The organism is Pseudomonas sp. ZS1P83 (genome assembly GCF_054897825.1).
In genome coordinates this window covers 4,041,576-4,063,570 of sequence record NZ_CM142706.1, presented here as the reverse complement: position 1 = coordinate 4,063,570, position 21,995 = coordinate 4,041,576, and the positions used below count along the sequence as shown (strand labels likewise).

The 21,995-nt window shown below is 56.8% G+C and carries 25 protein-coding genes and 1 tRNA gene; 21 read left to right on the top strand and 5 right to left on the bottom strand.

Going from position 1 to position 21,995, the window contains the following annotated elements; genetic code table 11:
• The first annotated feature begins 110 nt into the window (after positions 1 to 110).
• Entirely contained in the window at positions 111 to 953 is an 843-nt protein-coding gene (locus ACYZT0_RS19380) for a mechanosensitive ion channel family protein (protein WP_462042566.1), read from the top strand.
• A gap of 65 nt (positions 954 to 1,018) precedes the next feature.
• On the opposite strand, the gene ACYZT0_RS19375 is transcribed toward ACYZT0_RS19380, so the two are convergent.
• Positions 1,019 to 2,395 carry an OprD family porin gene (locus tag ACYZT0_RS19375; RefSeq protein WP_462042565.1) on the bottom strand — a complete coding sequence of 459 codons (1,377 nt, stop codon included), beginning with the start codon at positions 2,393 to 2,395 and terminating at the stop codon, positions 1,019 to 1,021.
• A gap of 915 nt (positions 2,396 to 3,310) precedes the next feature.
• On the opposite strand from ACYZT0_RS19375, the gene ACYZT0_RS19370 reads away from it, so the two are divergent.
• A complete protein-coding gene (locus tag ACYZT0_RS19370) occupies positions 3,311 to 3,736 on the top strand; it encodes an HIT domain-containing protein (protein ID WP_462046605.1) in 426 nt (141 codons plus the stop codon).
• 3 nt (positions 3,737 to 3,739) lie between these two features.
• Positions 3,740 to 3,946 (top strand): SlyX family protein, encoded by a 207-nt coding sequence (locus ACYZT0_RS19365; protein WP_056741397.1) that lies wholly within the window; start codon positions 3,740 to 3,742, stop codon positions 3,944 to 3,946.
• 61 nt (positions 3,947 to 4,007) lie between these two features.
• Here ACYZT0_RS19365 and ACYZT0_RS19360 read toward each other — a convergent pair whose 3' ends face one another.
• Positions 4,008 to 4,610, bottom strand: coding sequence for a cold-shock protein (locus ACYZT0_RS19360; protein ID WP_462042564.1), 603 nt, complete (start codon positions 4,608 to 4,610; stop codon positions 4,008 to 4,010).
• A gap of 583 nt (positions 4,611 to 5,193) precedes the next feature.
• Between ACYZT0_RS19360 and ACYZT0_RS19355 the strand changes: the two genes are divergently transcribed.
• The 18 genes from ACYZT0_RS19355 (at position 5,194) to nadA (ending at position 19,614) form a co-directional block, all read left to right on the top strand.
• Complete coding sequence (locus tag ACYZT0_RS19355; RefSeq protein WP_462042563.1) at positions 5,194 to 5,532, top strand: ribbon-helix-helix domain-containing protein; 339 nt, start codon at positions 5,194 to 5,196, stop codon at positions 5,530 to 5,532.
• Positions 5,533 to 5,669: 137 nt separating this feature from the next.
• Positions 5,670 to 5,891 (top strand): FmdB family zinc ribbon protein, encoded by a 222-nt coding sequence (locus ACYZT0_RS19350; RefSeq protein WP_010208103.1) that lies wholly within the window; start codon positions 5,670 to 5,672, stop codon positions 5,889 to 5,891.
• A 122-nt stretch (positions 5,892 to 6,013) separates the two neighbouring features.
• Positions 6,014 to 7,789 (top strand): aspartate--tRNA ligase, encoded by a 1,776-nt coding sequence (aspS, locus tag ACYZT0_RS19345; protein WP_462042562.1) that lies wholly within the window; start codon positions 6,014 to 6,016, stop codon positions 7,787 to 7,789.
• Between the two features lie 119 nt (positions 7,790 to 7,908).
• Positions 7,909 to 8,655, top strand: coding sequence for a YebC/PmpR family DNA-binding transcriptional regulator (locus ACYZT0_RS19340; protein ID WP_462042561.1), 747 nt, complete (start codon positions 7,909 to 7,911; stop codon positions 8,653 to 8,655).
• 128 nt (positions 8,656 to 8,783) lie between these two features.
• Positions 8,784 to 9,308, top strand: coding sequence for a crossover junction endodeoxyribonuclease RuvC (ruvC, locus tag ACYZT0_RS19335; RefSeq protein ID WP_008147379.1), 525 nt, complete (start codon positions 8,784 to 8,786; stop codon positions 9,306 to 9,308).
• A gap of 116 nt (positions 9,309 to 9,424) precedes the next feature.
• The gene (ruvA, locus tag ACYZT0_RS19330) at positions 9,425 to 10,039 is read left to right on the top strand and encodes a Holliday junction branch migration protein RuvA (protein WP_462042560.1); all 615 of its coding nucleotides are present in this window, start codon (positions 9,425 to 9,427) and stop codon (positions 10,037 to 10,039) included.
• The gene (gene ruvB, locus ACYZT0_RS19325; protein WP_462042559.1) at positions 10,040 to 11,101 is read left to right on the top strand and encodes a Holliday junction branch migration DNA helicase RuvB; all 1,062 of its coding nucleotides are present in this window, start codon (positions 10,040 to 10,042) and stop codon (positions 11,099 to 11,101) included.
• A gap of 127 nt (positions 11,102 to 11,228) precedes the next feature.
• Positions 11,229 to 11,696 carry a tol-pal system-associated acyl-CoA thioesterase gene (gene ybgC / locus ACYZT0_RS19320; protein ID WP_348127405.1) on the top strand — a complete coding sequence of 156 codons (468 nt, stop codon included), beginning with the start codon at positions 11,229 to 11,231 and terminating at the stop codon, positions 11,694 to 11,696.
• Positions 11,686 to 12,381, top strand: a complete 696-nt coding sequence (tolQ, locus tag ACYZT0_RS19315; RefSeq protein ID WP_017340467.1) for a protein TolQ — start codon at positions 11,686 to 11,688, stop codon at positions 12,379 to 12,381. The genes ybgC and tolQ overlap by 11 nt, the downstream gene beginning before the upstream one ends.
• Before the next feature lie 23 nt (positions 12,382 to 12,404).
• Positions 12,405 to 12,857, top strand: coding sequence for a protein TolR (tolR, locus tag ACYZT0_RS19310; RefSeq protein ID WP_161807482.1), 453 nt, complete (start codon positions 12,405 to 12,407; stop codon positions 12,855 to 12,857).
• Positions 12,857 to 13,936 carry a cell envelope integrity protein TolA gene (gene tolA / locus ACYZT0_RS19305; RefSeq protein WP_462042558.1) on the top strand — a complete coding sequence of 360 codons (1,080 nt, stop codon included), beginning with the start codon at positions 12,857 to 12,859 and terminating at the stop codon, positions 13,934 to 13,936. The genes tolR and tolA overlap by 1 nt, the downstream gene beginning before the upstream one ends.
• A 29-nt stretch (positions 13,937 to 13,965) precedes the next feature.
• A complete protein-coding gene (gene tolB / locus ACYZT0_RS19300) occupies positions 13,966 to 15,234 on the top strand; it encodes a Tol-Pal system beta propeller repeat protein TolB (RefSeq protein WP_462042557.1) in 1,269 nt (422 codons plus the stop codon).
• A 52-nt stretch (positions 15,235 to 15,286) separates the two neighbouring features.
• On the top strand, positions 15,287 to 15,784 hold the full coding sequence (gene pal / locus ACYZT0_RS19295; RefSeq protein ID WP_131059800.1) for a peptidoglycan-associated lipoprotein Pal: 498 nt from the start codon (positions 15,287 to 15,289) through the stop codon (positions 15,782 to 15,784).
• A gap of 6 nt (positions 15,785 to 15,790) precedes the next feature.
• Positions 15,791 to 16,636, top strand: a complete 846-nt coding sequence (ybgF, locus tag ACYZT0_RS19290) for a tol-pal system protein YbgF (RefSeq protein WP_462042556.1) — start codon at positions 15,791 to 15,793, stop codon at positions 16,634 to 16,636.
• 167 nt (positions 16,637 to 16,803) lie between these two features.
• Positions 16,804 to 17,451 (top strand): 7-carboxy-7-deazaguanine synthase QueE, encoded by a 648-nt coding sequence (gene queE, locus ACYZT0_RS19285; RefSeq protein WP_282375498.1) that lies wholly within the window; start codon positions 16,804 to 16,806, stop codon positions 17,449 to 17,451.
• Between the two features lies 1 nt (position 17,452).
• Complete coding sequence (gene queC / locus ACYZT0_RS19280) at positions 17,453 to 18,145, top strand: 7-cyano-7-deazaguanine synthase QueC (protein ID WP_462042555.1); 693 nt, start codon at positions 17,453 to 17,455, stop codon at positions 18,143 to 18,145.
• 63 nt (positions 18,146 to 18,208) lie between these two features.
• A tRNA-Lys gene (locus ACYZT0_RS19275) sits at positions 18,209 to 18,284 on the top strand.
• Positions 18,285 to 18,555: 271 nt separating this feature from the next.
• Positions 18,556 to 19,614 carry a quinolinate synthase NadA gene (gene nadA / locus ACYZT0_RS19270; protein WP_462042554.1) on the top strand — a complete coding sequence of 353 codons (1,059 nt, stop codon included), beginning with the start codon at positions 18,556 to 18,558 and terminating at the stop codon, positions 19,612 to 19,614.
• 63 nt (positions 19,615 to 19,677) lie between these two features.
• Here nadA and ACYZT0_RS19265 read toward each other — a convergent pair whose 3' ends face one another.
• The 3 genes from ACYZT0_RS19265 to gcvT form a co-directional block, all read right to left on the bottom strand.
• Positions 19,678 to 20,166, bottom strand: a complete 489-nt coding sequence (locus ACYZT0_RS19265; RefSeq protein WP_462042553.1) for an RDD family protein — start codon at positions 20,164 to 20,166, stop codon at positions 19,678 to 19,680.
• 96 nt (positions 20,167 to 20,262) lie between these two features.
• Complete coding sequence (locus tag ACYZT0_RS19260; RefSeq protein ID WP_003227496.1) at positions 20,263 to 20,475, bottom strand: cold-shock protein; 213 nt, start codon at positions 20,473 to 20,475, stop codon at positions 20,263 to 20,265.
• A 390-nt stretch (positions 20,476 to 20,865) separates the two neighbouring features.
• Positions 20,866 to 21,990, bottom strand: coding sequence for a glycine cleavage system aminomethyltransferase GcvT (gene gcvT, locus ACYZT0_RS19255; RefSeq protein WP_462042552.1), 1,125 nt, complete (start codon positions 21,988 to 21,990; stop codon positions 20,866 to 20,868).
• Positions 21,991 to 21,995: the final 5 nt, after the last annotated feature.

Below are 21,995 nucleotides of genomic sequence, written 5' to 3'. Positions count from 1 at the left end.
CCGCTTTTCGCGAGCAGGCTCGCTCCCACCCGGAATGTGTGTAATCCGGTGGCATTTTTTGCCCCTTACTTGTTTCGCGTGCCGTATGGCCGGAAATCAGGAGAAAGAAGATGGATTTGAATGCTGAAGTGGACAACCTGGTCAAGGCGTCCCAAGCCTGGCTTCCGATGATCATGGAATACGGCAGCCGCGTGCTGCTGGCGGTCATCACTCTGGCCGTCGGCTGGTGGCTGATCAGCAAAGTAGCGCAAAAGCTTGGCGGGTTGCTGGCGCTGCGTAACGCCGACCTGGCGCTGCAAGGGTTTATCAGTAGCCTGGCGAACATTATTCTCAAGGTTCTGCTGATTGTCAGCGTAGCGTCGATGATTGGTGTTGAAACCACTTCGTTCGTCGCAGCCATTGGTGCGGCCGGTCTGGCCATCGGTCTGGCCTTGCAGGGCAGCCTGGCGAACTTTGCTGGCGGCGTGCTGATTCTGTTGTTCCGCCCGTTCCGCATTGGTGACTGGATCGAAGCCCAAGGTGTTGCCGGCACGGTCGACAGCATTCAGATCTTCCACACTGTGCTGCGTACCGGCGATAACAAAACCATCATCGTGCCTAACGGCAACTTGTCGAACGGCATCATCACCAACACTAACCGTCAACCGACGCGCAAAGTTGTGTTTGATGTGGGTGTGGATTATGAAGCGGACTTGCAGAAGGCCCGAGAAGTGTTGCTGGACCTGGCCAAAGACGAGCGTGTTTTGGCTGAGCCGGCACCTCAGGCAGTGATTTCTACTCTGGGTGATAGTTCGATCACTGTTTCCCTGCGAGTGTGGGTCAAGACGGCGGATTACTGGGACGTGATGTTCATGTTCAACGAACAGTCCCGTGATCGGTTGAAAACAGCGGGTATTGATATTCCGTTTCCACAGCGGGTAATTCGTGTGGTTCAGGAAGCTGCGGTGCAGTAAAGCAACAAAAAAGGCCCATCCGAAGATGGGCCTTTTTTTGATTACCGCGAACTAACTTTCGGCAATTACAGAACCGAAATCGGGTAGTCGACGATCAGACGGAACTCTTTGATATCGCCTTCGCCTTCGTCGGCGTTAGCAGTGTGCCAAGCCTGGCGGATACGGAAAGACAGATCTTTAGCCGGGCCAGTCTGAACAACGTACTTGGCTTCAAGGTTGGTTTCGTGGTGTTTGCCATCCGAACCATACAGCGGGTTACCGTCACCGTCACGGTACTGACTGTTGGCAGCAAGACCAGTGCCGTCGATGTTCCAACCTTTAACGTAACGGGTCATGAAGCTCAAACCTGGAACGCCATACTCAGCCATTTTCAGGTCATAACGAACCTGAGCAGACTTCTCGCCAGGGGCGCTGAAGTCAGAGTACTGGATGGAGTTGGCGAGGAAGATCGAGTCGCCGCCGCGGTTGGTGGCACCACTGTGACCACCTACACCGATGTAGTCGAACGGCGTGTCGCCGTTAACTTTCTGGAACGCCAATGTAATGGTGTGTGCTTTCAGGAACGAGAAAGCCGCTGCCAGGGAGTAGGCGGTGTTGCTGATGTCGCCGACTTTAGCGTCACCGGTATCGGTGGTGCGGTAGATGTTACCGTCCAGGTTAACCGACTGATCGCCACCCATTGGGATGGTGTAGTTCAGGTTGGCGTAGTACTGGTTCCAGATGTCTTCCAACTTGGCGCCGTACAGCGATGCGCTCAGGTTGTCGGTGATGCCGTACTTGCCACCGAAATAGTCGATGGAGTTGGCTTCTACACCAGCGTAGGTTGCATACAGGCCGCCGTTACGAGCGTTCTTGTCCTGGCTGGTCGCCGAGTAGAAGTGACCGGCTTCGAGGTCAAGGTCTTTGATTTCGCTGCTCTGCAGTTGGAAACCGCTGGCAGTTTGAGGAAGGACACGGGAACCGCCAACAGCGAACACTGGAGCAGTGCTTGGCTGCATGTCACCGACTTTCAGCTCGGTTTTGGAGATGCGGAATTTAGCGGCTGCGCCGGCTTTACCCTGGCTGTCGTTGACGTCGTGGGCATAACCGTTGGCCTTAACGGTGTCGCTACGGCTCATGTTACCCGTACCGGAAGTGCCATCGCCGCCATCCAGTTTGACGGCCAGGTAACCGAACGCATCAACGCCAACGCCAATAAGACCCTGGGTGTAACCGGAGTTAAAATTGCCCCAAATGCCCTGGGTCCAGTCTTTTTGGTCGTGGCTGCCATTTTTGCGGTCACGGTTGAAGTAGTAGTTGCGAAGATTCAAGTTCAACTTGGAGTCTTCAACAAAACCCTTGGCTTCAGCCTGGTCACTTACAAAAGGTGCGGCCGTAGCCAATTGAGTACTGGCTGCTGCTGCAACTGCCAGTGCGATCATGCTCCACTTCATCACGCGCATCGTGATTTGCTCCTTTGGTTTTTAGAAGAGTACTGCCGTCCCACCTGATTTATTATCTGGGCGGCTCTTTCTTTTTGTGTCGGCGCAAACTTATATCACGCCGACCATGTTGGCGATACTTGCGCATCTAACCTTTCAGCTTCTTTACGGCTCTGTCGCAAACGGCTTGGTAGATGTCGCAAATTTACAGCCCCGACGCAAGCGGACTGACAACTTTTAGCGTTGTTTTCCAGGGCCTGAGCATCGGTAAAAAGAGTCCCTGGTGAAACGCTTGAATCTCCATCGGGCAACCCTGCCACTGTTTTTATTTGCCTTAAGGCTTCCACTTCCAGCGGACGCTTTAGAGGCGATGTGGGTGTGAATGCAACAAGCGTGCACAAATCAGAATCCTGCTGGTTTTTTTTCTGAATGGTTGCTTGTCACTGTAAAAATCTCATAAAACAGGGGTGCTCGAGCACGTTTTGTTCGGGCTTGACGCCATGGTTTGCATCGTGTTGCACCCTTACGGCCGGCTGCATGACAACCAAAAACGTTACCGGTTCACCCCACCAGTGAGTAAATGGCGGATACCTGACCGACTCAGCGTAGACGAAGTGTGCGGTTTTGGTGCAAAAAATTTTAATCGCTGTACTAAATTCATACAGAGCGCCCGTTTGCCAAACACGAAGGCTTCATTGTTTATCAGTCATTTCAGCGTTTTTGTGTGGCTGCTGGTGCTGTAATGGTGCGTCCTGATCGAAAACGACTCATGTCGGGGCGCGTGCCCGGTCGTTTGTAGGTCCTGAGGTGGCTTCGACAAGGGATCGTCGTGAAGCCTGCGACGTTCGCAGGTATGCTGCCGTCCTGTCGCTTGGTGCGCCGTCTCTCGGGATGGGCGCTAAGCTGAAAAATGATGACCAGGCGGGAGTGCGCGCAGTGTTCGCTTTAGATCCACGACTTCAACAAGACACGTTACCGATCGGGGATTTCCCGCTCTGCCGGTTGCTGCTGTCCAATGATTCGAGCTACCCCTGGTTCATTCTGGTGCCACGCCGCGAGGATATCAGTGAGATATTTCAGTTGGGTGTCGCAGATCAACAGCAGCTGTGGCAGGAAACGACCGCACTGGCGGAAATGCTCAAGGACTCGTTCTACGCGGACAAGTTGAATGTCGCGGCCCTGGGTAACGTCGTCAGTCAATTACACATGCATGTGATTGTGCGCAAGCGTGAGGACGCCGCCTGGCCAGCTCCGGTCTGGGGTAAACACCCAGCCAAGCCTTATAGTGCAGAGCAGATCGCGGCGATTCGCGAGCGGTTGCGCCTGGTATTAACCGATGGTTTTACGTTTCTGGAGGGTTGAATCATGAGCCTGGAAGATCGCGTTACCGATTTGGAGAGCCAGTTGGCGTTTCAGGATGACACTATCCAGGCGTTGAGTGATGTGCTGGCGACGCAGCAGCGTGCCGTTGAGCGTCTGCAGTTGCAAATGGCGGCATTGCTCAAGCGGCAAGAAGAAATGGCCGGCCAGTTCGAGACGTTTGAAGAAGAGGCGCCACCGCCGCATTACTAAATGGCATGTAATAAAAAACCGCGAACAGCCAGGCTGTTCGCGGTTTTTTTTTAGCCTTGAATCAGCGGCGCGGCAGTGCGGCGATCACATCTTCGGCTTGCAGGCCTTTGTCACGATTCATGACGGAGAACTCCACGCGCTGGCCTTCGACCAGGACGCGATGACCTTCGCCACGAATGGCCCGGAAATGCACGAAAATATCATCGCCGGAGTCACGGGAAATAAAGCCGAAGCCTTTGGACGTGTTGAACCACTTGACGGTGCCAGTATCGCGGTTGCTCATGTCATAGCTTGGCGAGGCGGCGGCCGGTGAAGATTTGTAGAAGCTGATGGCCAGGTGCAGAAGAACCGCAATCAGTGCAGCAACCAGGCTGAACAGAACGGCAGGTTGACCGGCAATGACCGGCATCGGCGCAATCAGCGTCAGGGTTTGCAGGACGACGGTCAGAACCAGCAGGGCGCTGACCAGGTTTTGCAGTTGATGACGCGGGCCTTTGTTCCAGTAGGGGATAACAGGAGCGAGGGTGAGGTTGAGCAGGCCGAAAAAGGCCAGGTACAGCGCATCGGGTTGTTGCAGGTAAGGTACGGCTTCGGATTGCAGGCTAGGGATGAAGGACAACAGCAAGGCTGCTGCGCCCATTAGCAGGTGGACAATTTTCAACATTTTGAGTAACTCACGTTAAGACGGATCACAAGGAAGAGCTGATTGAGTACGGTTCGCTTCAGAACAATAAGAGGCGGTGGACACGTACCCGGTACCAGCCTATGCGCGCCCCCCGGAAAATAGGCGGTAGCGACACACTGCCTATTTAACAGCAAAGCCTGCGGCTACTCAAATCAGGCAGTCCAGCGGTGCACCTGAGGGTCGATTTGTCGCAGGCAACCGGATAATCCGGGGTCGATTCAATTGCCGAGCGAATTCGCGCTCTCGGATTTCCTGCCCTGCGTGGATGCTGCGGTCCCTGCTGGACCAGTAACAATGTCGGTGCGCGGATGGCGTCCATGAGGTGTTGTTCGCGCCCTGTCTTCCCGTCACTTTAAATGTCTTTCTGTTGAATGATATTGCGCCTGGGAGTGTAGGAAATTGTCTGGAGTAGGACGGTCTCCATGATCGCCCTTCAGTTGTTGGCTTATCCTACGTTGATGGTCATAAAGTCATCTGGATATAACTTTGCGCCTGCGTTTTTATAGAGCAACAGCTTGTTGCTCTTATAAAAAAGCAAGGATGACAAAGGAGTGTCAACGATATGGTTTACGAAGGCAGGCGAAGCGAGGGGATGGGCGGTCCAGCCAAGGATGTAAGGATCGATCCATTTGTCAGCGAATTTGATATGGGCCTGGCCCAGCCTTTATCCCGGTCAGTGCGGCTGAATGGCTTTGCGACCTGTTTGCGGCTGGAACAGGTCTATTGGGATATTTTGGGTGACATGGCCAAGGTCAACTGCTGTACGGTCAGTGCGCTGTTGTCCCATGTGGACCGCGAGGTGCATTTGCGTCACGGTGGGGTCAAGAACTTCACCGGGCTGGTGCGGGTTGTGTGCGTTGTGCACAGCCTGAAGGAAGGCGGCTGCGTCGCCATGCCTTAGCCACCCGCGGTGGAAAGGGCAGAGTGTCGGTCTGTGCAGTCTTACGGCTGCACAGGCTGCATTTAATGGATATAATCCCGCTCTTTGCCGCAAAACCCTGCGTGTGCGGTAGCAATCTGATCGCCGAGACAACCCCCATGCCGATGTACGACTATCAATGTGCTTCCTGTGGTCATCAGTTGGAAGCCATTCAAAAGATCAGCGCAGCACCGCTGGTCGACTGCCCTGCCTGCCAGGCGCCAGAGCTTAAGAAGATGCTGTCCATGCCGGGCTTCCGCCTCAGCGGCAGCGGCTGGTACGAAACCGATTTCAAGACCGGTTCCAAGAAGAATCTGGCCGGCGGCGACAAAGCTGACTAGGGTCTGGAGCCTGAGTTGAACGACACGTGTGAGCTCTTGCAACATCCAACACCTTTATAAAGGGCAGGATGTACCCAAGGTCTCCAACCGAATTTCGAATTACGAGAAGTGAAACCACTACCATGATGCGCAGCCATTATTGCGGCCAACTGAACGAAAGCCTGGAAGGCCAGGAAGTTACCCTTTGTGGATGGGTCCACCGTCGCCGTGACCACGGTGGGGTGATTTTCCTCGATATCCGTGATCGTGATGGTCTGGCCCAGGTGGTGTTCGACCCGGACCGCGCTGAAACCTTCGCCGCCGCCGACCGTGTGCGCAGCGAGTACGTCGTCAAAGTGACCGGCAAGGTACGCCTGCGTCCGGCCGGTGCCGGCAACGCCAACATGGCGTCGGGCATGATCGAAGTGCTGGGCTACGAGCTGGAAGTATTGAACGAAGCGGAAACCCCGCCGTTCCCGCTCAATGAGTTCTCCGACGTCGGCGAAGAAACCCGCCTGCGTTATCGCTTCATCGACCTGCGTCGTCCGGAAATGCTCGAGAAGCTGCGTCTGCGTTCGCGCATGACCACCAGCATCCGTCGTTACCTGGACGAGAACGGCTTCCTCGACGTCGAGACGCCGATCCTGACCCGCGCCACGCCCGAAGGCGCTCGCGATTACCTGGTGCCGAGCCGTACCCACGCCGGTTCCTTCTTCGCCTTGCCGCAATCGCCGCAGCTGTTCAAGCAACTGCTGATGGTTGCCGGCTTCGATCGCTACTACCAGATCGCCAAGTGCTTCCGCGACGAAGACCTGCGTGCCGACCGTCAACCTGAATTCACTCAGATCGACATCGAAACCAGCTTCCTCGATGAAAAAGACATCATTGGCATCACCGAAGGCATGATCCGCAACCTGTTCAAGGAAGTGCTGGATCTGGAGTTCGGTGAATTCCCGCACATGACCTTCGAAGAAGCCATGCGCCGTTACGGTTCCGACAAGCCGGACCTGCGTAACCCGCTGGAACTGGTGGACGTTGCCGACCAACTGAAAGAAGTCGACTTCAAGGTGTTCAGCGGCCCGGCCAACGACCCGAAATGCCGCATTGCCGCCTTGCGCGTTCCTGGCGGGGCGAGCATGCCGCGCAAACAGATCGACGACTACACCAAGTTCGTCGGCATCTACGGTGCCAAGGGCCTGGCGTACATCAAGGTCAACGAGCGCGCGAAGGGCGTCGAGGGGCTGCAATCGCCTATTGTCAAAAATATCCCTGAAGCCAACCTCAACGTGATCCTCGATCGTGTTGGCGCGGTCGATGGCGACATCGTGTTCTTCGGCGCCGACAAGTCGAAGATCGTCAGCGAAGCGCTGGGTGCATTGCGGATCAAGGTCGGCAACGACCTGGACTTGCTGACCTGTAAGTGGGCGCCAATGTGGGTCGTCGACTTCCCGATGTTCGAAGAGAACGACGACGGCAGCTTCACCGCCTTGCACCACCCGTTCACCGCGCCGAAGTGCACTCCGGAAGAACTGGAAGCCAACCCGGCGACCGCTTTGTCCCGGGCCTACGACATGGTGCTGAACGGCACCGAGCTGGGTGGCGGTTCGATCCGTATCCACCGCAAGGAAATGCAACAGTCGGTGTTCCGTCTGCTGGGTATCAGTGAAGCGGAACAGGAAGAGAAATTCGGCTTCCTGCTCGACGCCCTGAAATACGGCGCGCCGCCGCACGGTGGTCTGGCCTTCGGTCTGGACCGTCTGGTGATGCTGATGACCGGCGCCCAGTCGATCCGTGAAGTGATCGCCTTCCCGAAAACCCAGAGCGCCGCTTGCGTCATGACTCAGGCACCGGGTGTTGTAGATGCCAAGGCATTGCGCGAACTGCACATTCGTCTGCGCGAAACGCCTAAGGCGGAGTAAGGCTGACCGTAAAGGCGCATCCTTGCGGGATGCGCCTTTTCTTTAGGTCGAGATTTTTTGTTGCTGGCCGACGCTCAGCGTTTGGTGGGCAATGTTTCAAAGAAAATTCGGAGCGAGTTATGGCGGGTCATTCCAAGTGGGCGAACATCAAGCACCGCAAAGAACGTCAGGATGCCAAGAAAGGCAAGATTTTCACCAAGTGGATTCGTGAGCTGACCGTTGCTGCCCGTCAGGGCGGTAGTGATCCGGGTTCTAACCCGCGTTTGCGTCTGGCGCTGGACAAGGCCCTTGGCGCGAACATGAGTCGCGACATCATTGATCGCGCGGTCGCCCGCGGCGCTGGTGCTGCCGACACCGACGACATGGTCGAACTGACCTACGAAGGTTACGGCCCGGGTGGTGTTGCGGTGATGGTCGAGTGCATGACCGACAACCGCAATCGCACCGCAGCTGCTGTTCGCCATGCGTTCAGCAAGTGTGGCGGCAACCTCGGGACGGACGGTTCGGTGGCTTATCTGTTTGAACGCAAGGGGCAGATTTCCTTCGCGCCAGGCGTCGATGAAGACGCGCTGTTGGAAGCGGCGATGGAAGCCGATGCCGATGACGTGGTGACCCACGAAGACGGTTCCATCGACGTGTTCACCTCGTTCGCTGGTTTCTACTCGGTAGGAAACGCCCTGGAAGCGGCCGGTTTCAAGGGCGATGACGCGGAAATCGTGATGCTGCCGACCACCAGTGCCGAACTCGATCTGGAAGGCGCCGAGAAGGTTCTCAAGCTGATCGACATGCTTGAAGACCTGGATGACGTGCAGAACGTTTACTCCAATGCGGACATTCCTGAGGCGGTAGCTGCGCAGCTCGGTTGATTGATCTGCAATACTCTTGAAGCCGGAAGTGCAGGCCGTGATGATTTCACCGCCCCGCACGTCCGGCTTCTGCCTTTACGCCGTGCAAGTGTTTGTCGGCGGGCATCATTTTTGAAGCTGCAGGCGTTATGACTTTAATTCTTGGTATCGACCCCGGTTCGCGCATTACCGGTTATGGCGTGGTGCGTGATACCGGGCGTGGCTGCGTGTACGTGGCGTCGGGCTGCATTCGCACAGGTTCCGGCGAGCTGCATGAGCGCCTGCAAATCGTCTATCGCGGCGTACGCGAAGTTATCCAGACCTATGGCCCGGTGACCATGGGCATCGAAAAGGTCTTCATGGCGCGTAACGCCGACTCTGCGCTGAAACTTGGCCAGGCCCGCGGCGCAGCTATCGTTGCCGGCGCGGAAGAAAGCCTGGAAATCGCGGAGTACACCGCCACCCAGGTCAAGCAGGCAGTGACCGGAACCGGCGCGGCGAATAAAGAACAGGTGCAGATGATGGTCATGCACATGCTGAAATTGACCAGCAAGCCGCAAATCGATGCCTCGGATGCTCTGGCCATTGCCATTTGCCATGCTCACACCCGTTCCAGCCTGTTGCCCCATGGACTGGGCACGGCACGCAGTCGTGGCGGGCGCCTGCGTCTCTGATAGCATCAGCAATCATTTTTTATGGAGTGAGGGTTTTGCGCCTGTGTCGTCGGCGCAAAACCCTTGCTCTGTCAGTCGCCAGCTGCTGAGCTGGCCAACGCTCAAGGATCTGAAACGTGATTGGACGCTTGCGCGGCACTCTGGCTGAGAAACAGCCGCCGCACCTGATTCTGGATGTAAACGGTCTGGGGTATGAGCTGGAGGTGCCCATGACCACGCTTTATCGCTTGCCGTCGGTCGGTGAACCGCTGACCTTGCACACCCATTTGGTCGTACGCGAAGACGCGCAGTTACTCTATGGCTTCTTCGGCAAGCGCGAGCGAGACTTTTTCCGCGAGTTGATCCGTCTCAATGGTGTAGGACCGAAATTGGCCCTGGCCCTGATGTCGAGCCTGGAAGTCGATGAGCTGGTCCGCTGCGTGCAGTCCCAGGACACTTCGGCACTGACCAAGGTGCCAGGCGTGGGCAAGAAGACTGCCGAGCGTTTGCTGGTGGAGCTCAAGGACCGCTTCAAGGCTTGGGAGACTGTGCCGACGATGTTCGCCTTGGTGCCAAACCAGCCGGGTGGGCCAGAGGCAGCTCCGGTCGCTGCCGCCGAAAATGACGCGGTCAGCGCGCTGATTTCCCTGGGCTACAAGCCGCAGGAGGCCAGCAAGGCGATTTCTGCGATCAAGGAGAAAGGTTTGAGCAGTGAAGACATGATTCGTCGTGCCCTGAAGGGAATGATTTAAGTGATTGAAGCTGATCGTCTGATTGCCGCCACGCCTGGCCCTCGTGACCGCGAGGAAGTCCAGGATCGGGCGATTCGTCCTGTCAGCCTGGCCGAGTACATTGGCCAGCCGACCGTTCGCGAGCAAATGGAGTTGTTCATCCAGGCGGCCCGTGGGCGCAATGAATCCCTGGACCACACGCTGATTTTCGGCCCGCCGGGCCTGGGTAAAACCACCCTGGCCAACATCATCGCCCAGGAAATGGGCGTGTCGATCAAGAGCACCTCGGGCCCTGTGCTGGAACGCCCGGGTGATCTGGCTGCGCTGTTGACCAATCTTGAGCCACACGACGTGCTGTTCATCGACGAAATCCATCGGCTCTCGCCAATCGTCGAAGAAGTGCTGTACCCGGCCATGGAAGATTTCCAGCTAGACATCATGATCGGCGAAGGGCCGGCCGCGCGTTCGATCAAGCTTGATCTGCCGCCGTTCACCCTGGTCGGCGCGACGACGCGAGCGGGGATGCTGACCAATCCGTTGCGCGACCGTTTCGGGATCGTCCAGCGTCTGGAGTTCTACAACACCGCTGACCTGGCAACGATTGTCAGTCGTTCGGCGAGTATCCTCGGCTTGCCGCTGGACCCGGAAGGCGCCTTCGAAATCGCCCGCCGTGCCCGTGGCACGCCGCGAATTGCCAACCGCTTGCTGCGCCGGGTTCGGGATTTCGCCGAAGTTCGCGCCAATGGCCACATCACCAAACCGATCGCCGACCTGGCCTTGAACCTGCTCGATGTCGACGAACGTGGCTTCGATCACCAGGATCGACGCCTGTTGTTGACCATGATCGAGAAGTTCGACGGCGGGCCGGTCGGGGTCGACAGCCTCGCTGCAGCCATCAGTGAAGAGCGCCACACGATTGAAGACGTGCTGGAGCCGTACCTGATCCAGCAGGGCTACATCATGCGTACGCCGCGGGGGCGGGTGGTGACCCGGCATGCGTACCTGCACTTCGGTTTAAACATTCCGACACGTATGGGCGAGATGCCCGTGGTAGACGAGTTCCTCGATGCCGTGGACGATTAATAACCTTTACGCGCTGATTTATTCGGCGTTTGTGCGGTCCCAGGACCGTACTTTCGCCAGAAAGCCGTGAATCAATGAAAAACAGTTGCCTGGCCGGATTGGCAACCTGAGGAGTAAGCACTAGAGTATGCGCGCGCAAAACGGGCTTGAGCCTTTCGCACTTCGTTGTCGCGTTTATTACGAGGACACCGATGCGGGCGGCATCGTGTATTACGTTAATTACCTCAAGTTTATGGAACGGGCTCGAACCGAGCGGCTCCGGGAGCTGGGCTTTGCCCAGTCCCAGCTTGCTGGGGAGGACCTGTTGTTCGTCGTGCATTCCAGCGAAGCGCGTTACCACGCGCCGGCGCGACTGGATGACGAGCTGCTGGTAAGCGCTGAAGTAATCGAATTGAACCGTGTCAGCCTGCGCTTCAAACAGCAGGTCAGGCGAGCCACGGATAATGTGCTGCTCTGCGAAGGGCAGTTTTTGGTGGCCTGTGTGCGCACTAACAGTTTGAAACCCCGGGCCATTCCCGAAGCTCTACGTGCGGCCTTTGCCGACGTGAGCGGCGCGGGTACACACTCAAAGCAGGAGATAAAGCGTGGAAGCTAACGTCGTCGACCATTCCTCCATGTGGAGCCTGGTCAGCAATGCCAGTATCGTGGTGCAACTGGTAATGCTGATCCTGGTAGCCGCATCGGTGACCTCATGGATCATGATCTTTCAGCGCAGTAACCTGCTGCGCGCGGGTCGACGTGCCCTGGAGAGCTTTGAAGAGCGCTTCTGGTCGGGTATCGACCTGTCAAAACTCTACCGTCAGGCCGGCAGCAACCCTGATCCGGATTCGGGCGTAGAGCAGATTTTCCGTGCCGGTTTCAAGGAATTCTCCCGTCTGCGCCAGCAGCCAGGTGTTGACCCGGAAGCGGTCATGGAAGGTGTAGCCCGCGCCATGCGCGTCGCCATTTCCCGCGAAGAAGAAAAGCTCGAACAGAGCCTGCCGTTCCTCGCCACCGTCGGTTCCGTCAGCCCATACATCGGTCTGTTCGGTACGGTCTGGGGCATTATGAACTCCTTCCGTGGTCTGGCCACTGCCCAGCAAGCGACCCTGGCCACCGTGGCTCCAGGCATCGCCGAGGCACTGATTGCTACCGCGATCGGTCTGTTCGCCGCCATCCCGGCCGTTATCGCTTACAACCGTTTTGCCGCTCGCAGCGAAACGCTGATCAGCCGCTACTACACCTTCGCCGATGAATTCCAGGCGATCCTGCACCGCAAAGTGCACACCAGCGAAGAATAAGCAGGTAATTTCCAATGGCTTTAATCGCTCGAGCTCGCAAAAAGCGCAAGCCGGTCGCCGAGATGAACGTGGTGCCTTACATCGACGTGATGCTGGTACTGCTGGTCATCTTCATGGTGACCGCGCCGATGCTCAATCAGGGCGTGAAAGTTGATCTGCCCAAGGTTTCCAGCGAAGCCTTGCCGCAGGACAACAACACCCAGGTCCTGACCATTTCGATCAAGGCTGACAAGACCTATTACTGGAACCTTGGCAGCGAAGTCGATACTGAAAAGCAGCAAGACAAGGCAATGACCTTGCCGCAGATGACTGACGCCGTGACCAAGATCATTCGCGCCGGTACTGAAGGCGGCAAGCGTACCCAAGTGTTCATCCGCGGCGACAAGACCGTTGATTACGGTTCCGTCATGGGCGCCATGGGCGGGTTGCAGAAAGCCGGAGTCGGTAACGTTGGCTTGATTACCGAGGCGCCCTGATGCAGCAACAGCGAGAGCCAACAGCCTCGGAAAGCTATTTCTGGCCTAGCGTCTGGGCGCTTGTCTTGCACGTGCTGGTATTTGGCATGCTGTTCGTCAGTTTCGCCTTCACACCGGAGCTGCCGCCGGCCAAGCCGATTGTCCAGGCGACCTTGTACCAGCTGAAATCGAAAAGTCGGGCGACCACCCAGACCAATCAGAAGATTGCGGGTGAGGCGCAGAAATCCGCCGCGCGCCAGACCGAAGTCGAACAGATGGAACAGAAAAAGATCGAACAGGAAGCGATCAAAGCCGCGGAACAAAAGAAGGAAGATGCGGCTCAAAAAGCCGAAGAATCCAAGAAGGCCGACGAGACGAAGAAAGCGGATGAGGCAAAAAAGGCTGATGAAGCCAAGAAAGCCGATGAAGCGAAGAAGACCGCCGAAGCCAAAAAGGTCGAAGAGAAACAATTGGCTGATATAGCCAAGAAGAAGTCTGAAGAAGAAGCCAAGAAAGCGGCTGAGGAAGAGGCCAAGAAAGCGGCCGCTGAAGAAGCGAAGAAAAAGATCGTCGAAGACGCGAAGAAGAAAGCCGCGGAAGACGCCAAGAAGAAATCTGAAGCTGAAGACGCGAAGAAGAAAGTCGCCGAAGACGCGAAGAAGAAAGCTGCTGCCGATGCTGCGAAGAAAAAATCGCAGGAAGCGGCGCGTAAATCCGTCGATGAGAAAAAGGCTCAGGCCCTGGCAGATTTGCTTTCCGACACGCCGCAGCGTCAGCAGGCCTTGGCGGATGAACAGGGTGATGAAGTCGCGGGTAACTTCGACGATCTGATTCGCTCGCGCGCTTCTGAAGGTTGGGCGCAGCCACCGTCGGCCCGCAAGGGCATGAAAGTGATCCTGCAAATCAACATGCTGCCTGACGGAACAATCTCCGGCGTATCGGTTGCCAAATCCAGCGGTGATGTACCGTTCGACAGTTCAGCGGTAGCGGCGGTAAAAAATATTGGTCGATTGACCGAAATGCAGGGTCTGAAGTCAGCTGATTTCGCACCCTATCGCTCATTCAAGATGACATTCACACCTGAGGATCTAGCCTTGTGAGAAACCTTCTTCGAGGACTGCTTGTAGTCATGTTCTGCTTTGCAGGACTGGCCACCGCAGATGAAAAAAATATCCTGGTCAGCAGTGGTAGCTCCCAGGCAACTCCGATCGCAGTCGTTCCGTTCGGCAACCAGGGCGGCAGCGTGCTGCCGGACGACATGGCCGAAATCATCGGTAACGACCTGCGCAACTCAGGTTACTACGCGCCGATTCCAAAACAGAACATGATCAGCCAGCCAAGCCAGGCCAGCGAAATCATCTACCGTGACTTCAAGGCGCTGGGTGCCCAGTACGTCATGGTCGGCAGCATTGCTCCTGCGGGCGGTCGCCTGCAGGTCCAATACGCACTGTTCAATGTCGCCACCGAGCAGCAAGTGCTGACCGGCAGCGTGTCGGGCAGCGTCGATCAACTGCGCGACATGTCGCACTACATCGCGGACCAGTCGTTCGAAAAACTTACCGGTATCAAAGGTGCGTTTTCGACTCGTCTGCTGTACGTGACGGCCGAGCGTTTTTCCGAGAAGAACACTCGCTACACGCTGCAACGTTCGGACTATGACGGTGCCCGCGCTGTGACCCTGCTGCAATCGCGCGAGCCGATCCTGTCGCCGCGTTTCGCACCGGACGGCAAGCGCATCGCTTATGTCTCGTTCGAGCAGAAACGTCCGCGTATCTTCATGCAGAACATCGACACCGGTCGCCGTGAGCAGATCACCAACTTCGAAGGCCTGAATGGCGCGCCAGCATGGTCGCCGGATGGTCAGCGTCTGGCGTTCGTGTTGTCGAAAGACGGCAACCCCGACATCTATGTGATGAGCCTGGGTTCGCGTCAGATCACACGTGTTACCAACGGTCCTGGCATCAATACCGAACCGTTCTGGGGTAAAGATGGTTCGACCATCTACTTCACTTCGGACCGTGGCGGCAAGCCACAGATCTATAAAACCAGCGTCGGTGGTGGCGGTGCGGAACGTGTGACCTTTATCGGTAACTACAACGCCAACCCTAAGCTTTCGGCTGACGAAAAGACCTTGGTGATGATCCACCGTCAGGATGGTTTCACTAATTTCAAGGTGGCGGCCCAGGATTTGCAGCGCGGAAGCGTAAAAATCCTCACTGATAGCACTCTGGACGAGTCGCCTACTGTTGCGCCCAACGGCACCATGGTAATCTACGCCACCCGCCAGCAGGGCCGGGGAGTCTTGATGCTCGTGTCCATTAATGGACGCGTAAGGCTCCCGCTTCCTACCGCACAAGGCGAAGTCAGAGAACCTTCCTGGTCCCCTTACCTGAACTGACGCGGCGCTACACGCTTTACTTAACACACTGGGGTTCATTAGGAGTTTCACGATGGAAATGCTGAAGTTTGGTAAATTTGCTGCGCTGGCTCTGGCCATGGCTGTAGCTGTAGGTTGCTCGTCCAAAGGCGGCGACAATGCCGGTGAAGGCGCTGTCGATCCAAACGCTGGTTACGGCGCTAACACTGGTGCTGTTGACGGCTCCCTGAGCGAAGAAGCTGCACTGCGCGCAATCACCACCTTCTACTTCGAATACGACAGCTCGGACCTGAAGCCAGAAGCCATGCGCTCCCTGGACATTCACGCCAAAGACCTGAAAGCAAACGGCGCTCGCGTTGTTCTGGAAGGCAACACCGACGAACGTGGTACTCGTGAGTACAACATGGCACTGGGCGAGCGTCGTGCGAAAGCCGTTCAGCGTTACCTGGTACTGCAAGGTGTTTCCCCAGCTCAGCTGGAACTGGTTTCCTACGGCGAAGAGCGTGCAGTTGCTACCGGCAACGACGAGCAGTCCTGGGCTCAAAACCGTCGCGTCGAACTGCGTAAGTAATTCGTCATGCGAACGTGCCGTCGTGCTGTAACTGTTTTGGCTCTCAGCCTTGCACCGCTTGCGGTGTGGGCTGCGGTTCCTGTGGTCGATAACGACTCCGGCTATAACAATAGCGGGACTAGTAATCCGCCTGCAGGTTACGGTACGAACGGCGCCTATGCCGGGGGAGGGGTTTCGGCCCCTGTCTCGGCACAGGGCGAGCTGTTCAACCAACTGCAATCCATGCAGGAGCAGATTTCACGCCAACAAGGTGTGATCGAAGTTCTGCAAAATGATGTAGCGCGCATGAAACAGGAGAACCTGGAGCGATATCAGGATCTTGATCGGCGCATAGGAACCGGCGTTGCACCAGCCGCGACTCCTGATAATTCTTCCACCGGTGGCAGTTTGAATGCCCCCGGTGCAGCAGCTGGCGCAGGAGCAGGAGCAGGAGCGACAGTCGCTCAAGCACCTGCCGCGGGTAGCGAGCCGGCTGATCCAGCGAAGGAAAAACTGTATTACGATGCAGCCTTCGACCTGATCAAAGCCAAGGATTTCGACAAGGCCAGCCAGGCTTTTACCGCATTCCTGCGCAAGTACCCGAACAGCCAGTACGCGGGTAATGCTCAGTACTGGTTGGGCGAAGTGAATTTGGCCAAAGGCGATCTGCAAGGTGCAGGTCAGGCATTTGCCAAGGTTTCGCAGCTGTACCCCAAGCATCCAAAAGTGCCTGATTCGCTGTACAAGCTGGCTGATGTAGAGCGCCGCCTCGGTCACACCGACAAGGTCAAAGGCATTCTGCAACAGGTCGTGTCGCAATACCCGGGCACTTCCGCCGCTCAGTTGGCCCAGCGTGATCTGCAAAAAATGTAAGGGCTGCTTGATCTGTTTCGAAGAAACCCGCGCTTGTCGCGGGTTTTTTCGTTAGAATTCACGCCCTTTTTATGAAACACGCTTTTTGGGATCTGCGCGGTGGCGGGGTTCCTTGAAGTGCCTGACGGAGGCGGACAGCCTGTTTAGCTGTTATGCCCGTGGCGACTATGCAAGACACATTGAGAATCACCGAAGTTTTCTACTCGTTGCAGGGTGAAACGCGGACTGCGGGGCTGCCCACTGTTTTTGTGCGCCTGACCGGTTGCCCATTGCGTTGCCAATACTGCGACAGCGCCTACGCGTTCACGGGCGGCACCCTTCGCCCGCTCGATGACATCCTCGAGCAAGTGGCCGGTTTTCGTCCGCGCTACGTCTGTGTCACGGGCGGCGAGCCCCTGGCGCAACCCAACGCCATCCCCTTGCTCAAGCAGTTGTGTGACGCCGGTTACGAGGTCTCGCTGGAAACCAGCGGTGCCCTGGATATCTCGGCGGTCGATCCACGGGTCAGTCGCGTCGTCGACCTGAAAACCCCGGGTTCGAAAGAAGCACATCGCAATCGTTACGAGAACATCGAACTGCTCACGCGCAACGATCAGGTGAAGTTTGTCATCTGCTCGCGGGAAGACTATGACTGGGCTGTGTCCAAACTGATTCAGTACGGTCTGGATCAGCGTGCCGGCGAAGTCCTGTTCTCGCCAAGTCACCATGACCTGAACGCGCGGGACCTGGCTGACTGGGTGGTGGCGGACAATCTGCCAGTGCGCCTGCAATTGCAGTTGCATAAATATCTTTGGAATGACGAGCCGGGGCGCTGAGATGACTGAGCAACTGAACACTACTGAAAAACGCGCAGTCATCCTGCTGTCTGGTGGCCTGGACTCGGCAACGGTCGTGGCCATGGCCCGGGCTGAAGGCTATAGCTGCTACACCATGAGCTTCGACTACGGTCAGCGTTCCCATGCCGAGCTGTATGCCGCCGAACGCATCGCTCGCGACCTGGGCGTGGTTGAGCACAAAGTAATTGGTCTGAACCTGAACGGTATTGGTGGTTCTGCGCTGACCGACAGCAGTATCGATGTACCGGAAGAGGCGGGTGAAGGTATCCCTGTAACTTACGTGCCCGCACGCAATACCGTGTTCCTCTCGCTGGCGTTGGGTTGGGCCGAAGTCCTTGGGGCGCGTGACATCTTCATCGGTGTGAATGCTGTGGATTATTCCGGTTACCCGGATTGCCGCCCCGAGTTCATCGAGTCCTTTGAGCGCATGGCGAACCTGGCGACCAAGGCCGGCGTTGAGGGCAATGGTTTCCGTATCCAGGCGCCCCTGCAAAACCTCAGCAAAGCGCAGATCGTCGAGGTGGGTGTGAAGCTGGGGGTCAATTACGGCCTGACCGTTTCCTGCTATCAAGCTGACGATAACGGCCGTGCCTGCGGTAAATGCGACAGCTGCCGACTGCGTGCAGAAGGCTTTGCGGCGGCCGGAATCAGCGACCCAACACCTTATTTTTGATTTATTTCAAATTAGGTGTTGAATAGTCCTTAAAAATCAGTATTATACGCGCCACCACACAGCGGGTCGTTAGCTCAGTTGGTAGAGCAGTTGGCTTTTAACCAATTGGTCGTAGGTTCGAATCCCACACGACCCACCATTTTTGTAGCAGTTTTAAAAGTCTGGAAGGCCCACGCAAGTGAGGATTTCCGGATTTTTTTTTGCCCGCGATTTGAGCTTGCCCAGTTCCGGGCTGCAACCCGTGACGCAAGTCAGAATCACCTTTTGCATCCACGGGATATTCTGTAGCCTTGCGCAGCTTCAACGTTGTCCGTGCCTGATAAAACTCACTTTCCCGGCGGTACCCTGAAGGGTCCGGAGCCGGGTGTATACTCGACTTTCGCGCGAAAGCGCCTGCAGGTCTTGCGAACATGACGCAGATTTCCGAACGCCTTCTGGTTCAAGCCCACCTCGACGCCAAGCAGCCCAAGCCGCTGACTGCCGAGGAGGAAGCTTATTACCGCGCCGCCATTGCTGCCGAGCTCAAAGCTCAGGACGCGGTGCTGGTTGCTCACTTCTATTGCGATCCGGTGATTCAGGCCCTGGCCGAAGAAACCGGTGGTTGCGTTTCCGACTCACTGGAGATGGCCCGCTTCGGTAGCGCTCACCCGGCCAAGACTGTGGTAGTCGCCGGTGTGAAGTTCATGGGCGAGACCGCCAAAATCCTCAACCCTGAAAAACGCATCCTGATGCCGACCCTGGAAGCGACCTGCTCGCTGGACCTGGGTTGCCCGGTGGACGAGTTCTCGGCGTTCTGTGATCAGCACCCGGAACGTACCGTGGTGGTGTATGCCAACACGTCGGCGGCAGTCAAAGCCCGGGCGGATTGGGTGGTGACTTCAAGCTGCGCGCTGGAGATCGTTGAAAGCCTGATGGATAACGGCGAAACCATTATTTGGGGCCCGGACAAACACCTGGGCACCTACATCCAGCGCCAGACCGGCGCGGACATGCTGCTGTGGGACGGTGCCTGCATCGTTCACGAAGAGTTCAAATCCAAACAGCTCGAAGACATGAAGGCGCTGTACCCGGATGCAGCGATTCTGGTGCACCCCGAGTCGCCAACCTCGGTGATCGAACTGGCGGATGCCGTCGGTTCCACCAGTCAGTTGATTGCGGCAGCGCAGAGTCTGCCAAACAAGACCCTGATCGTCGCCACCGACCGCGGCATCTTCTACAAAATGCAGCAGCTGTGCCCGGACAAGGTCTTCATCGAAGCGCCAACGGCCGGTAACGGCGCAGCGTGCCGCAGCTGCGCACATTGCCCGTGGATGGCGATGAACACCCTTGAGCGCCTGCTAAAGAGCTTGAAGGAGGGGGCAAATGAGATCGTTGTGGATCCGGCGTTGATTCCGCAGGCGATTCGCCCGCTCAAGCGCATGCTCGACTTCACTCAGGCTGCGCGGATGAAATTGGCCGGCAACGCCTGATCGTCGACAGTGATCCCAAAAAAAACGCCCCGATTCGATCGGGGCGTTTTTGCATCTGGCGGATTATTTGGTTTTCTTCGGAATCCGTACCAGCTGGGTATTGGAGTACATGTCATGCCAGCTGCGTTTCTGTTTGTCGAACAGGGGCCAGAAGAAACCCAGCCCGACACACAGCCAGGACGCGATCGACACCACAAAGCGCAGCAACGCCTGCCACAGGCTGATGGATGAGCCGTCGGCATTCTGCACGCGGATGCACCAGACCTGCATGCCCAGAGTCTGGCCGGACCAGGTCCAGAACTTGGCGAAGAAACCGAACAGCACGAACAGCAGCACCGTCGACAGCAATGGATCTCCATCCAGCGCACCGGCCTCGGTCAACGTGCGCATTTTGTTTTCGCCGATGATCGCCATCTGGATCATCTTGTAGAGGCCGCTGGTGACGATCAACAAAGCAATGCACAGCAGAAAGTCATAGAACATCGCTGCCAGACGACGACCCAAGCCAGCGGCAGGAAATTCGCCCTGGGGTTTCAGCAGGTGTTTCGACATGGCAGGGCTCTCGGCGGAAAAAGAAGCCATTTTACGGATTTACGCGCACAAAAAAGCCCCTGATGTCAGCATCAGGGGCTTTTTCGTTACAGAAGGTCAGGCTTCTGCTTGTACTTCGTCAGCCTGCATGCCTTTCTGGCCTTGCACAGCAACGAAAGTCACTTTTTGGCCTTCTTTCAGGCTCTTGAAGCCGTTGCCCTGAATAGCGCGGAAATGCACAAACAGATCCGGACCGCTTTCTGGAGTGATAAAACCAAAACCTTTCTCGTCGTTAAACCACTTGACGGTGCCGCTCTGACGTGTGGACATTTCTTATTCCTTTGACGCAAAAATTAATGACAGTCTCCTTCTTGTGAAAGAGTACTGGGGCTGGTTGCAGGAGAGTAAGAAGACGTCGAACGGGATGTAGCTAACTTGTAGGCTACTGCCCAGGTCACGATCCCAAGCGACCCATGCAAACACAGTGAACAAACTCTACGCCAACTTCGGGAGAAAAAACAAGCCCTGTGGAGGGCCCGTATTTGCTCGCGTTGGTGGCGTTCATGCGCCAACTAGTGCTGGCTTATGCGATAGAGGTGTTCAATTGTTTTCGAACGTTATAAACCAAGTTCGCAATCGAAGATATACACTGTTTTATGGCGGTTGCGTTACACATTAGTGCACTGTTAACGCAACCGCGTTACTTATAGAAACAGTCAATCAGCCGCGGTAGTAGCGTTGTGGAACAAATGGCATTTTGCTTACAAGCAAAGGCACCTTTTTCCCACGAACAATCGCCCAAACGGGTGTGTCGACAGCGATGTAAGCGCTGTCGAGGTAACCCATGGCCAGAGGGCCGCTCAGGGTCGGGCCGAAGCCGCCACTGCACACTGCACCAATGATGTCGCCTGCTTCATTGACGATTTCTGCACCTTCGCGCACCGGCGTGCGTTCCTGAGGCAACAGGCCAACGCGCTTGCGGCTGACGCCGGCTTGTTGCTGTCCGAACACGGTGTCAGCACCAGGGAAACCGCCAGCCCGCGCGCCGTCAGCGCGACGTGGCTTGGAAATGGCCCACAGCAGGCTAGCTTCGATCGGCGTGGTTTCGGTGTTCATGTCGTGGCCATAGAGGCACAGGCCGGCTTCCAGGCGCAGGGAGTCGCGAGCACCAAGGCCGATCGCCGCCACCTCCGGCTCGGCCAGCAGGGCGCGAGCCAGGGCTTCGGCGTTGGCGGCGGGTACGGAGATTTCAAAACCGTCTTCACCGGTGTAGCCCGAACGGCTGACAAAGCAGTCCACGCCCAGCAACTTCACGCGGGCGAACTGCATGAAGGTCATCTTCGCAACTGTAGGCGCCAGGCGCGCGAGTACGGTGACCGCGGCCGGACCTTGTAGCGCCAGCAACGCACGTTCTTCGAACAACGGCTCGATGGTGCACTGGTCGCCAATGTGCTTTTGCAGATGCGCCAAATCCTGATCCTTGCACGCGGCGTTGACCACCAGGAACAGTTCGTCATTACCGAGGTTGGCGACCATCAGGTCGTCGAGGATGCCACCGGTTTCGTTGGTGAACATCGCATAGCGCTGCGTGCCCGCCGGCAGGTCGATGATGTCGACCGGCACCAGGGTTTCCAAGGCCTTGGCGGCATTAGCGCCGGTCAGGCGAATCTGACCCATGTGCGAGACATCGAACAGCCCGGCCTGATCACGGGTGTGCTGGTGTTCTTTCATCACGCCCAACGGGTATTGCACCGGCATGTCATAGCCGGCAAATGGCACCATGCGGGCGCCGAGTTCGATGTGCAGTGCGTGCAACGGGGTTTTCAACAGTTGTTCGGTGGACATATTCA